Below are 15,081 nucleotides of genomic sequence, written 5' to 3'. Positions count from 1 at the left end.
GGCTGCCAGGATATACATATCCGCCCAACAGGACCGAGACACCGCCCAAGCCGGGCACACCGAAGCCTCTGAGCAAGGAATTGGGAAGGACAAATCTCATGAGCTGGAACCCCGCGGAAGATCCGAAACCTGGTGACAAGTTCGCCTGCGACGCCATCGAGACCGTGATCGTGCCTCGTGCCCGTGATCTTGGCAGCTTCGAGGTACGCCGCGCTCTTCCCTCGGCACAGCGACAGATGGTCGGCCCCTTCATCTTCTTCGATCAGATGGGGCCATCCGAATTCCTGCTCGGATCAGGGATGGATGTCAGACCGCATCCCCACATCGGTCTCTCGACCGTCACTTACCTGTTCGATGGCGAGATCATGCACCGGGACTCATTGGGGACGGAGCTGCCGATCCGCCCGGGTGAGCTTAACTGGATGACCGCAGGCCGAGGCATTGTCCATTCTGAGCGGACCGCACCGGAACTGCGTACGACAGGCTCGAAGCTCTTCGGCATCCAGAGCTGGGTGGCATTGTCGGCCCAGGACGAGGAGACCACGCCTGGCTTCGTGCACTATGACGCGGGCCAGATGCCGATGCTCGATGGCGATGGCAAGACGGTGCGGATCATCGCGGGCTCGATCCTCGGCGCGACCTCGCCGGTGCGGACCTCCAGCCCGATGTTCTACGCCGACGTAGCGCTGCGGGCAGGGTCCTCGGTGCCGCTCGATCCGGACTACGACGAACGGGCGATCTACACCGTCTCGGGCGAGGTCGAGATCTCCGGCGACGTGTTCCCTGCCGGTGAGCTTCTAGTGTTCAGGCCGGGCGACCGCATCACGATCCGGGCACGCAGCGACGCCCGCTTCATGATGCTGGGCGGCGAACCGATGGATGGGCCGCGCTTCATCTGGTGGAACTTCGTCTCGTCCCGGCAGGACCGCATCGAGCAGGCCAAGGCCGACTGGAAGGCCGCCCGGTTCGACACCGTGCCCGGCGACGAGGCCGAGTTCATCCCGCTGCCCGAGGCGCCGCCTCCGCCGGTCCGTTATCCCTAGAGCACGGCGTCAGTGATGCCAGCATCTACAAATGGAAGGCCCGATTCGGTGGCATGGAGGTCTCGGAGGCCAAGCGGCTGAAGACGCTGGACGACGAGAACACGCGCCTCAAGCGGCTGCTCGCCTATGCGATGCTGGACAATGCGGCGCTGAAGGATCTTTTGGGAAAGAAATGGTGACGCCCGCTGACGAGCGGAAAGCTGTCGTGCATCTCAAGGGCACATTCGGGATGAGCGAACGGCGGGCGTGTAAAGCCATCGGCTGCTGCCGCATGACGATCAGATATGCATCAATCCGGCCCGATGACGGTGATCTTCGGGAGCGCATGAAGGCGATTGCGCATGAACGCCGCCGCTTCCGCTATCGTCGCATCCATGTGCTGCTCAAGCGCGAGGGATACGCGGTCAACCACAAGAAAGTCTTTCGGCTCTACCGGGAGGAGAAGCTCGCCGTGCGGGCGGGGCGGCCGAAAACGGGCGACCGGAACCCGCGCGCCGATGATGGCTCCCATGGCGCCCAACCAGCGCTGGTCGCTCGACTTCGTGTCGGATCGGTTCACCGACGGCCGCCGCTTCCGCATCCTTGCTCTTGTCGACGACTGCACCCGGGAATGCCTGGCGCTGGTGGCCGATACCTCGCTCTCCGGTGCCCGGGTGGCGCGGGAACTGGACCGGCTCATGCGCGGCAAACCGAAGATGGTGGTGGTCAGTGACAACGGCAGCGAATTGACCAGCAACGCCATCCTGACATGGGCTGATCAGACCCGGGTCGAATGGCACTACATCGCGCCGGGAAAACCGATGCAGAATGGCATCATCGAGAGCTTCAATGGCCGCTTGAGAGACGAGCTCCTGAACGAGACGCTGTTCACGTCGCTGGCTCAGGCCCGCGCCGCCCTCGAACGGTGGCGGGCAGACTACAACGGCTCGCGCCCACACTCGAAACTTGGATGGAAGACGCCCACCGAGTTCGCCACGACGTTCATCCCGCGCCGGGGGCTCGGCGCTGCGCAACATGCACAGCTCCGCGCCAATCCCCGCCGCTCAACCCGCCCGGCAGGGCGAATCCAACCGCTGGAGCGAACTCAAAATTGGATAAAAGTTGGGGGCAACGTCAGAAGGACTTACCGGCCAAGACGATTGAACGAACTGCTCCGCCGTAAACGCAGTCGATTTCGTGAACACCATTGTAACGTCCACTGGTGGCGCTGAGCGAGACCTGGAGCGTCGTCACCATGAGTGTCTTCTTCCAGGAATCGGAAAAGCGGATCTTCACGTCCGAAAAGCGGCGCTAACCAGACATTAGAGGCGCGCCGCATGACCTCTCGTGGCACGAGGCCGGCCTTATTTGATGGCGTGGGCGGACCTTCCGTCGATCCACTCTTCTTCGCATTTTGACCCACAGCGGACACTTAGGCCGCGGCCGAACTGCGACACCTAGCGTGATCCTTGCCCTATGATTTTGTCAGTGTTCGCCAAAAGCTTGCGAACCGCGTTCCGCGCTGCGTTCGGTTGTTGCAATCGAATGCATTTTTCTATTTTCTCATGAAGCTTCTGTGCGTGCAGGAGGCCGCTCCCCTCCCGCGTCACATGGATAAAGAGTTGGTTCAGCGCCGATTCGATCAGCACCCCCAGCGGCACCAGAAAATCGTTTCCCGATGCGCGCAGGATGGCGACGTGAAACCGGGTGTCAGCCTGTGTTCGCTGCTGGAGCGATGTAGCGCGACCCATGTCGTGGAGCGCCTGGCTTATCTCGCTCATCTGATCCTCGGTCCGTCGCTCCGCAGCCAATGCAGTCGCTTCCGGCTCGATGATATGCCGGAACTCCTGCACCGTCCTGAGAAAGTGTTCGCGGTTCGGCGATGTGACGTACCAGCTCAGCACGTCTCGATCGAGCAGATTCCAGTGCTCCTTGGGCTCCACCCAACTACCGATCTTGGGACGGGAAGCCAGCAGGCTCTTGGCCATCAACATCTTGATGGCTTCGCGTACCACCGATCGGCTGACATCGAAGGTTTCCGACCACTTCGCCTCGTTCGGCAGTATGGTTCCCGCTGGATAGTCGCCGCGGACGATTCTAAGGCCAATTTCGCTGGCCAGCGAGGTATGCGCGCTCGCCCCTTTGATGCGGGCGGCGTTCGCTCGGCGGCTGACGAGCGGCTTGTCCGCAACCCTTTCGGCTGTCGGCTTCGATGGCTTCTTGGGTATGCGCTCCGGCATATTTCCTCAATCATTCTCACAGTTGCCCCCGGTGGCATGGCGCGTTCGTCGTCAGAAAGACGTATCGGGCCGCGCCGAGGTTTAGATCGAGCCGACCAGGTGCCTTCAACCCGGAACCGGTGCCTATTGATCATACCTGCGGCAGATACTTCCTCCAACTGTGCTGGCTACGGAAACCGAGCATGTCCCTGGCCTTGCGGTTGGACAAGAGGGTCTCGTATTCGCCGAGCTCGTGCTTCAACGGAACGCCCGGATAGAACCGGTCGATCAATTCCTTGGTCGGCAAGTTCGAGGAGGTGTCGTCGTTCGCCGCATTGATCACCTGAAAGCCGAGACCGTCCGTCTCGATGGCAAGATGCGTGATCTGGCCGAGATCGCGCGCGTCGATATAGCTCCAGGCGATCCTCTTCCGGAATCCGGGATCGGCAAACCAATTCGGAAACAGATCATACTCGTGGGGCTCGATCACGTTGCCGATCCGAAGGGCGTAGATGTCAAAACCGCTGCGCAGAGCAAAGGCACGCGCAGTCTGTTCGTTGACGATTTTGGAGAGTGCGTAGCTGTCCATTGGATCGACATCGTATTCTTCGTCAAGGGGAAAATAGCGCGGGTTTCGCAGCTCGTTGGCGAAAACAAGGCCGTAGGTCGTTTCGCTGGACGCAATGACGATCTTGCGGATGCCGAGCTTCACCGCGGCCTCGATCACATTGTAGGTGCCGAGCGCATTGATGCGGAAGATCTCGTTATCGGGCGTGATCATGATGCGAGGGATTGCTGCAAAATGAACAACGGCGTCGATTGGTTGCGGCCGCAACGACGGATCGAATTCGTGCAGGCCGGTATAGCTGGACAGCGCGTTGAAAACCTGCCCGCTATCGGTGATATCCGTGATCAGTGTCCGAACGCTAGGATTGTCGAGCCGCTTGGTGTCGATATTGAGCACCTGGTGGCCCCGTTCGACGAGATATTGGACAACATGCCGTCCAGCTTTGCCGCTCCCGCCGGTGAACATGATCCTCTTCGACATCTTGTCCTCCACATTCTGCAAGATCGGTAGATATTATCAGGCGGCCAGCTGACACAGCAATTGCCTTCCAGAGGGGACGCGAGAGCCGTTCGCAAGAAATCGCCGATCGTTGGTGGCGCCAGCGCTGAAACCAACACGCGATGAGATGGGCACAGAAAATGCTTACGACCGCGGACGCAAATGAACCAATCGGATTCATCTGCCTAGGGCTCACGGGACACAGGATTGCAAAAAAGATCGTCGACAAGCGCTATCCGCCGACTTTTGGTGTTGGAAAAACCGCGCTCCGGCCGAGGGACGCTGGACGGCGATCGCGGCGCACATAGGTTCTCGATCGCCACCGCGCTCAAAGATCTGACTTATCTGGAAGGCCGATTCCGCCGGGCTGACAAATCCCGTCGGGAACGCTGCCAAGACCTCATTTGCGGGAGCGGTTGCCGGGTGCGGCCGATCAATACGTACCCATGCTGACAATGCATATCGGTCGCATCAACGGCGTCGCTCTGACGCCGTGCCAAAACACCTCCCCACAAACGTCTTGAATTTTGAGGGACGTTGGAGCAACAGGGACAAGAGAGTCGGAGCACCGGCCCCCGGGGGCACCGGCCCCGAAAGGAAGAATTTACTTCCTCGAGCGACCGATCACCTCGTCGGTATTGGCCAAGAGCTTGCGTACCGCATTGCGCGCCGTGTTGGGACGGCGCAGACGGATGCTCTTCTCGATCGCTTCATGCAGCGTCTGCGCACGTGGCTGGTCCTGAATTTCGCGAGTGACGAACATGAGGAGATGATGGAGTGCTGATTCGATCAGAACGCCAAGCGGCACCAGCAGGTCATTGCCCGAAGCGCGCAGTATGGCGAGGTGAAACCGTGTGTCGGCAAGTGTGCGCTCCTGCAATGACGTCGACTGACCCATTTCAAGGCAGGCCTGACTGATCTCGACCATCTGCGCTTCGGTATGGCGTTCGGCCGCAAAAGCCGCCGCTTCCGGCTCGATAATGTGGCGAAACTCCTGCACTGTTCTAAGGAAGGATTCGCCATCCGGCAATGCCGCGTACCAGCTCAGCACGTCGCGATCGAGGAGGTTCCAGCGTTCCTTGGGCTCGACCCAACTGCCGACCTTCGGGCGGGAGGCGAGCAGGCTCTTGGCCATCAACATCTTGATCGCCTCGCGCACCGCCGAACGGCTGACATCGAAGGTTTCCGACCACTTCGCCTCGTTCGGCAGAATCGTTCCTGGCGGATAGTCGCCGCGCACGATCCTGAGTCCGATCTCGCTGGCCAGCCAGACATGTACGCTCGACCCCCTTATCCTGGCGGCGTTCGCGCGGCGCATCGCGGGTGGACGCTCGGTTACGGCGATCGGTGCTGAAGGCGTTCTCGATTTTCCGTCCGGCATTAGAGCAAGATGATCATGTTGGGCCAATTGTGTTTCTTAGGGGCGCCAGGCAGCTGCCGCGGGCGGCTGGATCCGGGCCGCGCCCCAAGCACTCGCAGTCGGAGCGCCCGCAGGCCGGACGCCCCGATCGGCAAATCTACTTCTGGATACAGGTGTCGACCGTATCCTTCGTGCATTCGTCGAGGCCGGTGAACACCGGATCTTCAACTGGCTTGCCGGTGACAAGATTCACCATCACCGACGGTGCCTTGTACCCCATCTCGAACGGCCGCTGGCCGACAAGCGCCGTCACCAGGCCTTCGCGCGCGATCGCAACTTCATCACCGATGGTGTCGGCGGCCGAGACCACGAAGTCGTTGCTGGCGATGCGGCTCGCGAGCGGCTTGAACAGATCGCGGTAGGGTTGCGGTGCGCCGAACAGCGGCCAGCCACCCTCGATTGCGAACGCGTCGAGTTTTGGATTGGCGGCGAGAATGTCGGTCATCGCCTGGACGCCCTTGGCGCCATCATCATTGGTGAAGACCGGGCAGCCGGCGACTTCGGTCCAGCCGCCTTCACCCTTCAGCGCCGTCAGGCCCTTCTGGCCGGTCAATGCATCGCGCGTGCCCTGTGCACGGCGCAGAATATTATCAGCGCCAGGATTACCTTCGATCAGACAAATGGTTCCGCCCTTCGGCTTGGCTTTCTTGATGTATTCGCCGATGCGAAAGCCCATCAGGTAATTATCGGTTCCAAGGTAGGTCTTGCGCAGCGCTGAGTCTTCGGCGGCCAGGTCAGCGTCAAGCGTCATCACCGGAACCGTCGGCTTGGCTGTCTTGAGAGTCTGAGCAATAAGTTTCGCGTTCGACGGCGAGATGGCAATCGCGGCGGTGTCAGCCTTGCCCAGCATATCCTGGACGATCTGTGCTTCACCGGCTTCGTCGGACGTCGATGCGGGACCGGTGTAGAAGCATTCGTATTCCGATGCCGCGTTCTCCTTGTTCCACTTCTGGCAACCTTGGTTGATCGCCTCGAAGAACGGGTTGTCGAGGCCTTTCACGACGATGACCAACTGCTTCTTGGCCAGCGCCGGTCCGGCGGTGAGTGCCAAAACAGCGCCGGCGAGCAACAATGTCTTCTTCATTGATTCCTCCCTTGAAACAAACGGACACGGCGTGTCCGCCCCACGAAATCAACCCGGGTACCAGACGATGCGAGGTTCAGTCTGTGAACGCGCGTATTGCCAGGCTGAGTCAATAAGCATTTCCAGGTCGTAGCCGGGTTGCCAGTCCAGCAGGTACTTGGCCTTACTGTTATCCATCCAGTTCGAGTGAAACCCGCTCGGTATGTCGATGGAGTCGAGGCCACGCGTACGGGCGAGGTACGCGGCGACCTCGCCATAGTCGACAGGCCGATCCATGCAGATGTTGAAGAGCTGCCGTTTCGCGCGCGGATTGTCGAGTGCAGCCAATATCGCCGAAACCAGATCGTCGACGTGCACGAAATTGCGCTTCAGCGGGTGCCCATCGGCGTCGCGCAACAGTGGCACGGTGCCTTCTTTGGCGTAGCGCTTCGCGTCGGCTTCCGGGACCAGGGTCTTCCAGTCAGGCCCCCCGAACACGTCGTCGCCGAACGATAGCGTATACTTGAAGTCGTCCTTCTCCATGATCCACGGCGCGCGAAGACAGCAGCCGTTGGTGTCGTATTGAATGCCGAACTGCTCCAGCATCACCTCTTCCAGAACTTTCGATAATGCGTAGCTTCCCGGATACGCCCGGTGCGGCGCATCTTCGGTAATCGGCCCGGCGTGGCGATAATAGAAATGACCGATCCCTGCGTCTCCGCCGATAAGGATAAACTGGCGGGCGGTGGGGCTCAGCCGAAACTCCTCGAGCAGCCAGAAAAGCCCTTTGACCGTTACGTCCATGACGTCGTCGGGCGTTTCTTTGCAGGTCGCGAGGTGCACGACATGTGTGACGCCGGCGAGCGCCGCCGCCGCGACATGACGCTCGGCGATCGAGCCCAGGACCACCTCGACGCGGTCGGTTTCATCGCGCAAACGATTGTGACAAAGCGCCCGAACGCTCACTTTGGAAAATCGCACATCGTCAAGCAGCCCAGCGATGAAGTGCCGCCCGACCTTGCCCGTTGCGCCGGTGACAAGGATCAGCATGCTCTATCTCCCGCCGTCAGCTAATATCCGCCGGCCTCGCACGTCAACGGCTATTTGTCATACAAAACAGATTTTTGCGCGTCAGAGGGTCCGATTCGTCTGACAATTGATTGACGCTGTCGCGGCGTTTTGCGTAAATGAAGGTCATCGCGCCTCCTGTGAGGAAAATCGGGAAAGCGAGATCGCTACGCCTGCCCGAGACGAGCGCGGCTCAGAGCGGCAGCGAGCCTGAAGGTTTTGGGAGGCTAGAAGCTGGTGGCGGTTCTCGAACTCACCAACATCTCCAAACACTTCGGTGCCATTCAGGCGGTCAACGATGTTTCGCTTTCGATTGAGGCAGGACAGGTCGTCGGCCTCATGGGCGACAACGGAGCCGGCAAGTCCACATTGGTCAAAATGATCGCCGGCAATTTTCGACCGAGCCATGGCACCATGCACCTGGATGGTTTGGAACTCATCCTTCACCGCCCGGTGGAAGCGCGGCAGCATGGCATCGAAATCGTTCACCAGGACCTCGCGCTCTGCAACAACCTGACGTCGGCGGCGAATGTCTTCCTCGGACGCGAACTGCGCCACGGCTTCGGGCCCTTCCGCGTGCTCGACTACAGGAGAATGTACAGGCGCGCCGGCGAGATCTTTCGGGAGCTGAAGTCGGAAACGCGCCCACGTGATCTCGTCAAGCAAATGTCAGGCGGGCAGCGGCAGGCGGTCGCGATCGCCCGCACCATGCTCTCGGAAGCCAAGATCGTGCTGATGGACGAACCGACAGCGTCAATTTCGGTCCGTCAGGTTACCGAAGTGCTGCACCTGATCCGCCAATTGCGCGACCGCGGCATTGCCGTTGTTCTCATCAGCCACCGCATGCCGGATGTTTTTGCTGTCGCCGACCGTGTCATCGTGATGCGGCGGGGCAGAAAGGTGGCCGACAAGCAGATCGCGGCGAGTTCGCCCGAGGAAGTGACAGGGCTTATCACTGGCGCGATCGAACGGGTATGATCGATGCCGCTTGTCGGTATCGATCAGAAAAGAAGGTCAACGATGGCAATTACCACTGATACCTTTGATGAAGCGATCGAGCGAAAGCAGCACAGCTGGCTCGCGACGATCCTGGGAAGCCAGACGTTCTGGGTCCTGATCGCTGTCATCCTGGCGTCCGTCTTCCTGTCGTTTGCGACCGATTCATTTGCGACGACGAAGAATTTATATAACATCACCCGCAACGTCACTTTTGTCGCGATCATTGCGCTTGGCATGACGGTGGTCATCATCACCGGTGGCATCGACTTGTCAGTTGGGTCCGTGCTTTGCCTATGCAGCATGGTGCTTGCTGTGGTGATGCATGCCGGGCACAGCATCGAGGTCGGCATCGCCGCCTCGATGGGCACTGCCCTTCTGATCGGAGCCTTTAACGGAATCCTGATCGCCTACCTGAACTTTCCGCCATTCGTGGTCACTCTCGGCATGCTGTCGATTGCGCGCAGCCTGGCGATGGTCGCGTCGAACAACACCGTCGTCTTCCAGTTCGGACCGGATCACGACAAGCTCCTGGCGCTGGGCGGCGGAGCCTGGTTCTTAGGTATCGCCAACCCGGTGCTCTATATGGTCGTGCTGGCGCTCATGACCGGTTTCGTGCTGCGCTGGACCCGGTTTGGCCGCTACGTCTTTGCCATCGGCGACAATGAGCATGCCGCGACACTCACGGGTGTGCCGGTGCGAAAGATCAAGGTCGCCGTCTATATGATTTCCGCTTTGTCGGCGGGAATCGCCGGCATCATTCAAACCGGATGGCTCGGTGCTGTCACCACCAACATTGGTGCTGGAATGGAATTGCAGGTGATCGCTGCCGCTGTCATCGGCGGCGCCGATCTGGCCGGCGGCGTCGGCACCGCATTCGGCGCAATCGTTGGCGCCGCCCTGATCGAGGTCATCCGCAACAGTCTCGGCCTGCTAGGCATCAACGCCTTCTGGCAGGGCGCTTTCATCGGCGGCGCCATCGTGCTCGCGGTGCTGTTCGACAGAATCCGCAACTTCCAACAGAGCGAATAGAAGGCACCGGGACCGCTCACTGGATTGGATCGCGGTGGAGACGTGCATACTTGTCGGCAAAAGGCTCACTCCGGCCGTTGCTCGAATGTCTGCTTCGGAGCAGCGCCAGGAATGTCGGGAAATGGCACATTCCGGAAGTACATCGAACGTCCGCTTCGCGGCGCGAAGCGGACATAACCGCGGCGTGCCTACAATGTCTGTTCGTGGGAGCAGGCGACGTTTGCCCGTAAATCCGGCTTGGGGCGCATGCACGCTAACGCGCTCGGGCTATCACGGTTGAAGATTGGCGATCACTGACGTTTCGAAGGCGGTGGCGAAAAATCGCTCCAATGTCGCCGGCATGTAATCGCGGCGCCACGTGATCCCTGTTTCGAGACGAGGCGGCGAATCGAGCAGATCGACGTAGCGCACGCCCGTCCGCGCGAGATGGCGCAGGGAGGCGGGAACCAGCGACATGCCTATGTCGGCCGAGATGAGGTTGATGATGGTCTGCATCTGGATGGTCTCCTGAACGATGCGGGCAAGGCTGCGTCGTTCGGCGAATGTCGACGGCTATTCCGAACGGGCGGTCTCAGGATTGAGCAGACGTTTGCACCCTGGCGCCCATCTCGGCGTCAGTATGCTTGAAAACAAATGGTTCTCGAGGAATTCCTGAAGAGTTTCGCTGGCTGCGCGCAGCGTAACTTCGAAGCATCTTGTCGGCCATCAAGACACCAGTAGGTGATATCCTGGACATTAGCCTGTTTCGCAGTCACCCGATCTATGCTCAACTGATCATGATGTACAGAGATCGAGGGCGATGCCGCTCAACAAGATTCTCTTCGGAAGATCTATGAGATGACGTTGAAGATTCATCCCGGCCCTGTTCAGGTCAGGAGCGCGGCCGAGGCCTTCGAGCGCATCCTGAACGGCATTGCGCAACCGGTCATTGTCAAGGACCATGCCCATCGCTTCGTGTTTCTGAACGACGCTGCGTGCAGCCTTGTAGGCCAGCCTCGCGAGGCAATGATTGGCCGCGTGGATCACAACTTCATTCCAAAGGAGCAGGCCGACAGCTTCTGGGCGATCGACGACGAGGTCCTCTCAACCGGTCAGGACCACCAGGTCGAGGAGATCATCACTACGGGCGACGGCACTATTCGGACCCTGAGCACCCATAAGCGTCTTGTCAGCCTTCCGGCGGCGACAGGGGAGGACTCCTTCATCGTCGCAGTCATTTCCGACATCACGGAACTCCGGCAGGCTGAAGTGGTCCTGTGCGAAAGCGAAGAGCACTATCGGTATTCCGTCGAGCTGAATCCGCAGATTCCCTGGACCGCCGACCCGCAAGGCAAGGTCGTCGAGACCTCCTCTCGCTGGCAGGAGCTCACGGGCGTCCCCGTTCAGGAGGCTCTCGGTCGCGGCTGGATCAAGGCGCTGCACCCGGAGGACCTGCCGCCCACGCAGCAAAGCTGGCTAAACTCGGTCGCCAGTGGCGAGCGGTTCGACGCAGAGTACCGGTTGCGCCTGCAGACGGGGATTTATCGCTGGTTTCGGGCTCGCGCGACCGCCAGGCGCAACAAAGATGGCGGGATTATCCGCTGGTACGGCACGCTGGAGGACATCCACGAGAGCAAACTGGCCACGCAAGCGCTCCGCGAGCGGGAGCGTCAACTTGCGATAGTCTTCGGCCAAACCATGGTCGGGATCCTGCATCGTGGTATGAACAACGAGGTGCTGATGGTAAACCAGCGCTTCTGCGACATCGTCGGGCGTCGATGGGAAGAGCTCGACGGTCTTCCAATGAGGGACTTCACGCACCCGGAGGATTTTCCGAACAACCTCGCCGTATTCGAGGAACACAGGGAGCGCGGCGAACCCTTCGAGATCGAGAAGCGCTATATCAGACCGGACGGCACTGCCACTTGGTGCGCGGTCAACGTCTCCTTCGTTCGCGATGAAACCGGCGAGGTGATTTCCACCATCACGGTAGCGCAGGATACCGATAAACGGAAACGAGCGGAAGAACAGTATCGCGAGAGCCAGGAAAACTTCCGCTATCTGGTTGAGTTAAACCCGCAGATCCCATGGATTGCAGACCCGAAGGGCCGAACCGTCGAGATCAGTTCCCGCTGGCTTTCTCTGACAGGCTTCTCCCGCGACGAGGTGCTCTCCGAGGGCGGCTGGGCGAAAGGTTTGCATCCGGATGACCTCGAACCCGCAACGCGGAGATGGGCTCAATCCATAACCACGGGCGAGCCGTACGACGACGAGTTCCGTTTGCGCCTGGCTGACGGAAGTTTTCGCTGGTTTCGTGGAAGGGCGACGGCCCGACGAAACGAGACGGATGCCATCGTTCGCTGGTACGGCACGGCCGAGGACATTCACGACAGCAAGCTCGCGGAGGAGAGCCTCCGCTGGGCCGCATTTCACGATCCTCTGACGGGTCTTCCCAATCGAAGCTTCTTTCAGGCGAGGCTCCAGCAGGCTCTGGATCACGCCTTTGTAGCGCAGCAAAGGGTCGGTCTGCTGATCGTCGATCTCGACGACTTTAAACAGATCAACGACAGGTTCGGTCACGATGCCGGGGATGCTGTCCTGAAGGCGTTCGCCGCACGGCTCCAAAGCATCGCGCCAGCTCCCGATTGCGTGGCACGCCTCGGCGGAGACGAGTTTTCCATTATCATCCCCAATATCGATGAGACAGAGGTCATCCGGCTTGCAGAGAATATCGTGACCCAAGTGCGCGAGCCGTCGAGTGGAAATCATATTGGACGAGATTATCGAGCGAGCGTTGGGGGAGCCATCTCGTCTGACCTCAGCATGGAGCCTGACGAACTTCTCAAGCAGGCGGATCTCGCGTTGTACAGCGGCAAGGCGACAGGACCGGGCCTGTTCAGGATGTACAAGCCTTCCATGCGCGACGAAATGCAGCAAACCGCCTCGGCCCTGCGGCTGGCCCAACAGGCCGTGAGGTTCGACTGGATTGTTCCGTTCTACCAGCCGAAAATCGCATTGGGCGATGGCGGCGTTGCCGGCTTCGAGGCGCTGTTGCGGTGGCATCACCCTCGCCGGGGACTTCAGGCTCCCGACACAATTGCACCGGCCTTCGACGATGTGAACCTCGGCATCGCGATCGGCGAGCGGATGCTTTCCTCTGTCCTCCGAGACTTGTCATCCTGGCTCGATGCGGGTCTCGATGTCGGGAGCATCGCCATCAATGCCTCGGCCAGTGAGTTTCTTCGGGGCGGCTATGCCGAGTGGGTGCTCAATCGGCTCCGGTTGGCCGATTTACCAACAAGCTGTCTTGAGCTCGAGGTTACCGAAACGGTGTTTCTCGGCCGCGACGCGAAATACGTCGAGCATGCGTTGCGGACCCTGAGCGCCGAGGGAATAAAGATCGCGCTTGACGATTTCGGCACCGGCTACGCGTCCTTGTTGCACCTCAAGAAATTTCCCGTCGACGTTCTCAAGCTGGATCGGTCGTTCGTCAGCAACCTTGAGAGCGGATCCAGCGATGCGGCGATCGTCAAAGCGGTGCTCAGCCTTGGTCAGAATCTTGACCTCAGGGTTGTTGCAGAAGGCGTCGAAACCTCCGCTCAAGCAAGCCTCCTCTGGGAACAAGGGTGCGATTTTGGCCAAGGATACTTCTTCGGGAGGCCGATGGCTGCCGAGGCCGTTCCGCGGTTCCTTCGGTCCTGGCCGGACCATGGCGTCTGGAGAGCCGGTCCACGCGGCAAGCTCCGGGAGGCGTGATCGGCGGCAGTCGACAGCACCGTGCGGGAACGCTTGCGCCGTGGATATTATCAGATGGGATTCATAATCGGGAACCATCGATCATCAGAAGCCGCCGCAACGGTGCCCGTGTGCGTGCCGAAGCCGATGAGCGCGGCTTCCTCGCCGAGGCGCTGGCGGCAGAGCTGGCCGATGTTCAGCTCGTGGCGTAGGACGCCCATCTCCGTGTAGCGCGCGTCGCCCATGTGTGAGTTGTGAGCCCATACGACCGCTTTCGATTGCGGGCCGCGCGCTTCCAGAATACGTTCGAGCGTCTCGAACATATGCGTGTCGCGCAGATTCCGGGACTCTGCCCCGCCGTAGTACATCACACGGTAATAGCGCTCGGCCGAGGCGATCAGGCGGGCATTCTGCGCCGCATCGAGAAAGCTGTCGCCGTCGGCCCCGACGGGCGTCTCTGTCTCGGCACGTCAAGCCGGTGTCTCGTTTTGTCAAGCTGACTGCTTGCTTTCGTGCGAGGCTGTTGGCATCGGCGGAGTCATTCCTGTCGCGATTATCGGCCGCCGGGAGAGAAGCAATGCAATCCCAATCGATATTTACGCTTGGCGCGATTAGCCTGATCCTCGCCGCGTGCCAGACCCCGCAACAGGCGGTCCAGAGCAAGGAGAACCAGCTTGCGGCCGCCGGATTCACGCTTCAGCCCGCCAATTCGCCAGCGCGGATTGCCGCCATGAAGAAGCTCCCGCCGAACAAGTTCGTTCGTCAGACGTCGGGCGGGACCGTGGTTTACGTCTTCGCCGATCCTGCCGGGTGTCAGTGCGTCTATTTCGGCGACCAGACAGCGTGGTCTAGCTATCGGGCCGCTGTTTTCGCCAAGCAACTTGCCAATGAGCAACAGATGACCGAGATGATGAACCAAGACGCCTTCGACTTTGGGCCGTGGGGGCCTGGCTTCTGGTAGGTTACCTGCGCTTAGAAACTCTGCAATCCCCCACCCGACGTGAGGACGGCGACGCTACTGCATGCCGGGTTCATGGTATTGGCTGGCGTCTGCATCAGCGAGTTGCCATGTGTCGGCTGCGCAAGGCCGGCGGCGCTCTCGGATGCATGCGCGCGGGCAGCATGCGGTGAAGACTTCCCAATCTCTTGGTGCGTTCTATCAGCAGAACCCTCTCTTCAAGGCTAGCCTTGAGCAGATGCGGCAAACGATCCCTTGTATGAATTCCCCGGATCAAGCGTCGTGAAGGACACAGACAATCGTGGACGATCTTGCCGGGTGGGAACGGAAGGCGGCGCATCAAAAAGCCCTTTTCGAGCCCGGCTGCCCCCGATCCCTTCAACCGCACGATCACCCCGGGCTGTGCGCGACACTCGACATCGCGTAGCCGAAACCCGCTAAGGTGTCTCGGCTCTGAGCTTCGGTCGGACGTTTGTTCCTGTCAGTAGCAGGGTGGGTAGGGGTAGTAGCCACAGGCGGGGGG

Annotated in this window: 10 protein-coding genes and 4 pseudogenes; 7 read left to right on the top strand and 7 right to left on the bottom strand. The window is 60.3% G+C overall.

Features of this window, described 5'->3' with window-relative positions:
- The first annotated feature begins 98 nt into the window (after positions 1 to 98).
- Together FEZ63_RS04595 and FEZ63_RS04590 are read left to right on the top strand one after the other, a co-directional pair.
- Positions 99 to 1,043, top strand: coding sequence for a pirin family protein (locus tag FEZ63_RS04595; RefSeq protein WP_150942466.1), 945 nt, complete (start codon positions 99 to 101; stop codon positions 1,041 to 1,043).
- Positions 950 to 2,141: pseudogene (locus tag FEZ63_RS04590) on the top strand (IS3 family transposase). Before FEZ63_RS04595 ends, FEZ63_RS04590 begins: the two are co-directional and overlap by 94 nt.
- Positions 2,142 to 2,479: 338 nt before the next feature.
- Here the strand turns inward: FEZ63_RS04590 and FEZ63_RS04585 are convergent.
- The 5 genes from FEZ63_RS04585 to FEZ63_RS04565 all read right to left on the bottom strand — a co-directional run bounded on the left by FEZ63_RS04585 (position 2,480) and on the right by FEZ63_RS04565 (position 7,840).
- The gene (locus FEZ63_RS04585; protein WP_150942465.1) at positions 2,480 to 3,262 is read right to left on the bottom strand and encodes a FadR/GntR family transcriptional regulator; all 783 of its coding nucleotides are present in this window, start codon (positions 3,260 to 3,262) and stop codon (positions 2,480 to 2,482) included.
- 130 nt (positions 3,263 to 3,392) lie between these two features.
- On the bottom strand, positions 3,393 to 4,289 hold the full coding sequence (locus FEZ63_RS04580; protein ID WP_150942464.1) for an NAD-dependent epimerase/dehydratase family protein: 897 nt from the start codon (positions 4,287 to 4,289) through the stop codon (positions 3,393 to 3,395).
- A 622-nt stretch (positions 4,290 to 4,911) separates the two neighbouring features.
- Positions 4,912 to 5,688, bottom strand: coding sequence for a FadR/GntR family transcriptional regulator (locus FEZ63_RS04575; protein WP_150942463.1), 777 nt, complete (start codon positions 5,686 to 5,688; stop codon positions 4,912 to 4,914).
- Positions 5,689 to 5,824: 136 nt separating this feature from the next.
- A complete protein-coding gene (locus FEZ63_RS04570; RefSeq protein ID WP_150942462.1) occupies positions 5,825 to 6,811 on the bottom strand; it encodes a substrate-binding domain-containing protein in 987 nt (328 codons plus the stop codon).
- 48 nt (positions 6,812 to 6,859) lie between these two features.
- A complete protein-coding gene (locus FEZ63_RS04565) occupies positions 6,860 to 7,840 on the bottom strand; it encodes an NAD-dependent epimerase/dehydratase family protein (RefSeq protein ID WP_150942461.1) in 981 nt (326 codons plus the stop codon).
- A gap of 255 nt (positions 7,841 to 8,095) precedes the next feature.
- Between FEZ63_RS04565 and FEZ63_RS04560 the strand changes: the two genes are divergently transcribed.
- Together FEZ63_RS04560 and FEZ63_RS04555 are read left to right on the top strand one after the other, a co-directional pair.
- The gene (locus tag FEZ63_RS04560) at positions 8,096 to 8,836 is read left to right on the top strand and encodes an ATP-binding cassette domain-containing protein (RefSeq protein WP_150942460.1); all 741 of its coding nucleotides are present in this window, start codon (positions 8,096 to 8,098) and stop codon (positions 8,834 to 8,836) included.
- A gap of 42 nt (positions 8,837 to 8,878) precedes the next feature.
- Complete coding sequence (locus FEZ63_RS04555; protein ID WP_150942459.1) at positions 8,879 to 9,886, top strand: ABC transporter permease; 1,008 nt, start codon at positions 8,879 to 8,881, stop codon at positions 9,884 to 9,886.
- Positions 9,887 to 10,156: 270 nt separating this feature from the next.
- On the opposite strand, the pseudogene FEZ63_RS04550 reads toward FEZ63_RS04555, so the two are convergent.
- Positions 10,157 to 10,414, bottom strand: a pseudogene (locus tag FEZ63_RS04550) (LysR substrate-binding domain-containing protein); the annotation flags it as partial.
- 309 nt (positions 10,415 to 10,723) lie between these two features.
- On the opposite strand from FEZ63_RS04550, the gene FEZ63_RS04545 reads away from it, so the two are divergent.
- The gene (locus FEZ63_RS04545) at positions 10,724 to 13,621 is read left to right on the top strand and encodes a sensor domain-containing protein (protein WP_150942457.1); all 2,898 of its coding nucleotides are present in this window, start codon (positions 10,724 to 10,726) and stop codon (positions 13,619 to 13,621) included.
- Between the two features lie 83 nt (positions 13,622 to 13,704).
- On the opposite strand, the pseudogene FEZ63_RS04540 reads toward FEZ63_RS04545, so the two are convergent.
- Positions 13,705 to 14,040, bottom strand: a pseudogene (locus FEZ63_RS04540) (erythromycin esterase family protein); the annotation flags it as partial.
- Positions 14,041 to 14,177: 137 nt separating this feature from the next.
- Between FEZ63_RS04540 and FEZ63_RS04535 the strand changes: the two are divergent.
- Entirely contained in the window at positions 14,178 to 14,561 is a 384-nt protein-coding gene (locus FEZ63_RS04535) for a hypothetical protein (RefSeq protein WP_150942456.1), read from the top strand.
- A 184-nt stretch (positions 14,562 to 14,745) separates the two neighbouring features.
- A pseudogene (locus FEZ63_RS26155) lies at positions 14,746 to 14,874 on the top strand (ABC transporter substrate-binding protein); the annotation flags it as partial.
- Positions 14,875 to 15,081: the final 207 nt, after the last annotated feature.

Origin of the sequence: Microvirga brassicacearum (assembly GCF_008757455.1) — a bacterium.
In the GTDB taxonomy this organism is placed as follows: Bacteria; Pseudomonadota; Alphaproteobacteria; order Rhizobiales; family Beijerinckiaceae; genus Microvirga; species Microvirga brassicacearum.
This window is presented reverse-complemented; position numbering and strand designations above follow the sequence as displayed.

Bases quoted from the DNA above. Each gene is read 5' to 3' on its own strand.
- FEZ63_RS04595 (WP_150942466.1), top strand. From the start codon at position 99: ATGAGCTGGAACCCCGCGGAAGATCCGAAACCTGGTGACAAGTTCGCC.
- FEZ63_RS04585 (WP_150942465.1), bottom strand. From the start codon at position 3,262: ATGCCGGAGCGCATACCCAAGAAGCCATCGAAGCCGACAGCCGAAAGG.
- FEZ63_RS04580 (WP_150942464.1), bottom strand. From the start codon at position 4,289: ATGTCGAAGAGGATCATGTTCACCGGCGGGAGCGGCAAAGCTGGACGG.
- FEZ63_RS04575 (WP_150942463.1), bottom strand. From the start codon at position 5,688: ATGCCGGACGGAAAATCGAGAACGCCTTCAGCACCGATCGCCGTAACC.
- FEZ63_RS04570 (WP_150942462.1), bottom strand. From the start codon at position 6,811: ATGAAGAAGACATTGTTGCTCGCCGGCGCTGTTTTGGCACTCACCGCC.
- FEZ63_RS04565 (WP_150942461.1), bottom strand. From the start codon at position 7,840: ATGCTGATCCTTGTCACCGGCGCAACGGGCAAGGTCGGGCGGCACTTC.
- FEZ63_RS04555 (WP_150942459.1), top strand. From the start codon at position 8,879: ATGGCAATTACCACTGATACCTTTGATGAAGCGATCGAGCGAAAGCAG.
- FEZ63_RS04545 (WP_150942457.1), top strand. From the start codon at position 10,724: ATGACGTTGAAGATTCATCCCGGCCCTGTTCAGGTCAGGAGCGCGGCC.
- FEZ63_RS04535 (WP_150942456.1), top strand. From the start codon at position 14,178: ATGCAATCCCAATCGATATTTACGCTTGGCGCGATTAGCCTGATCCTC.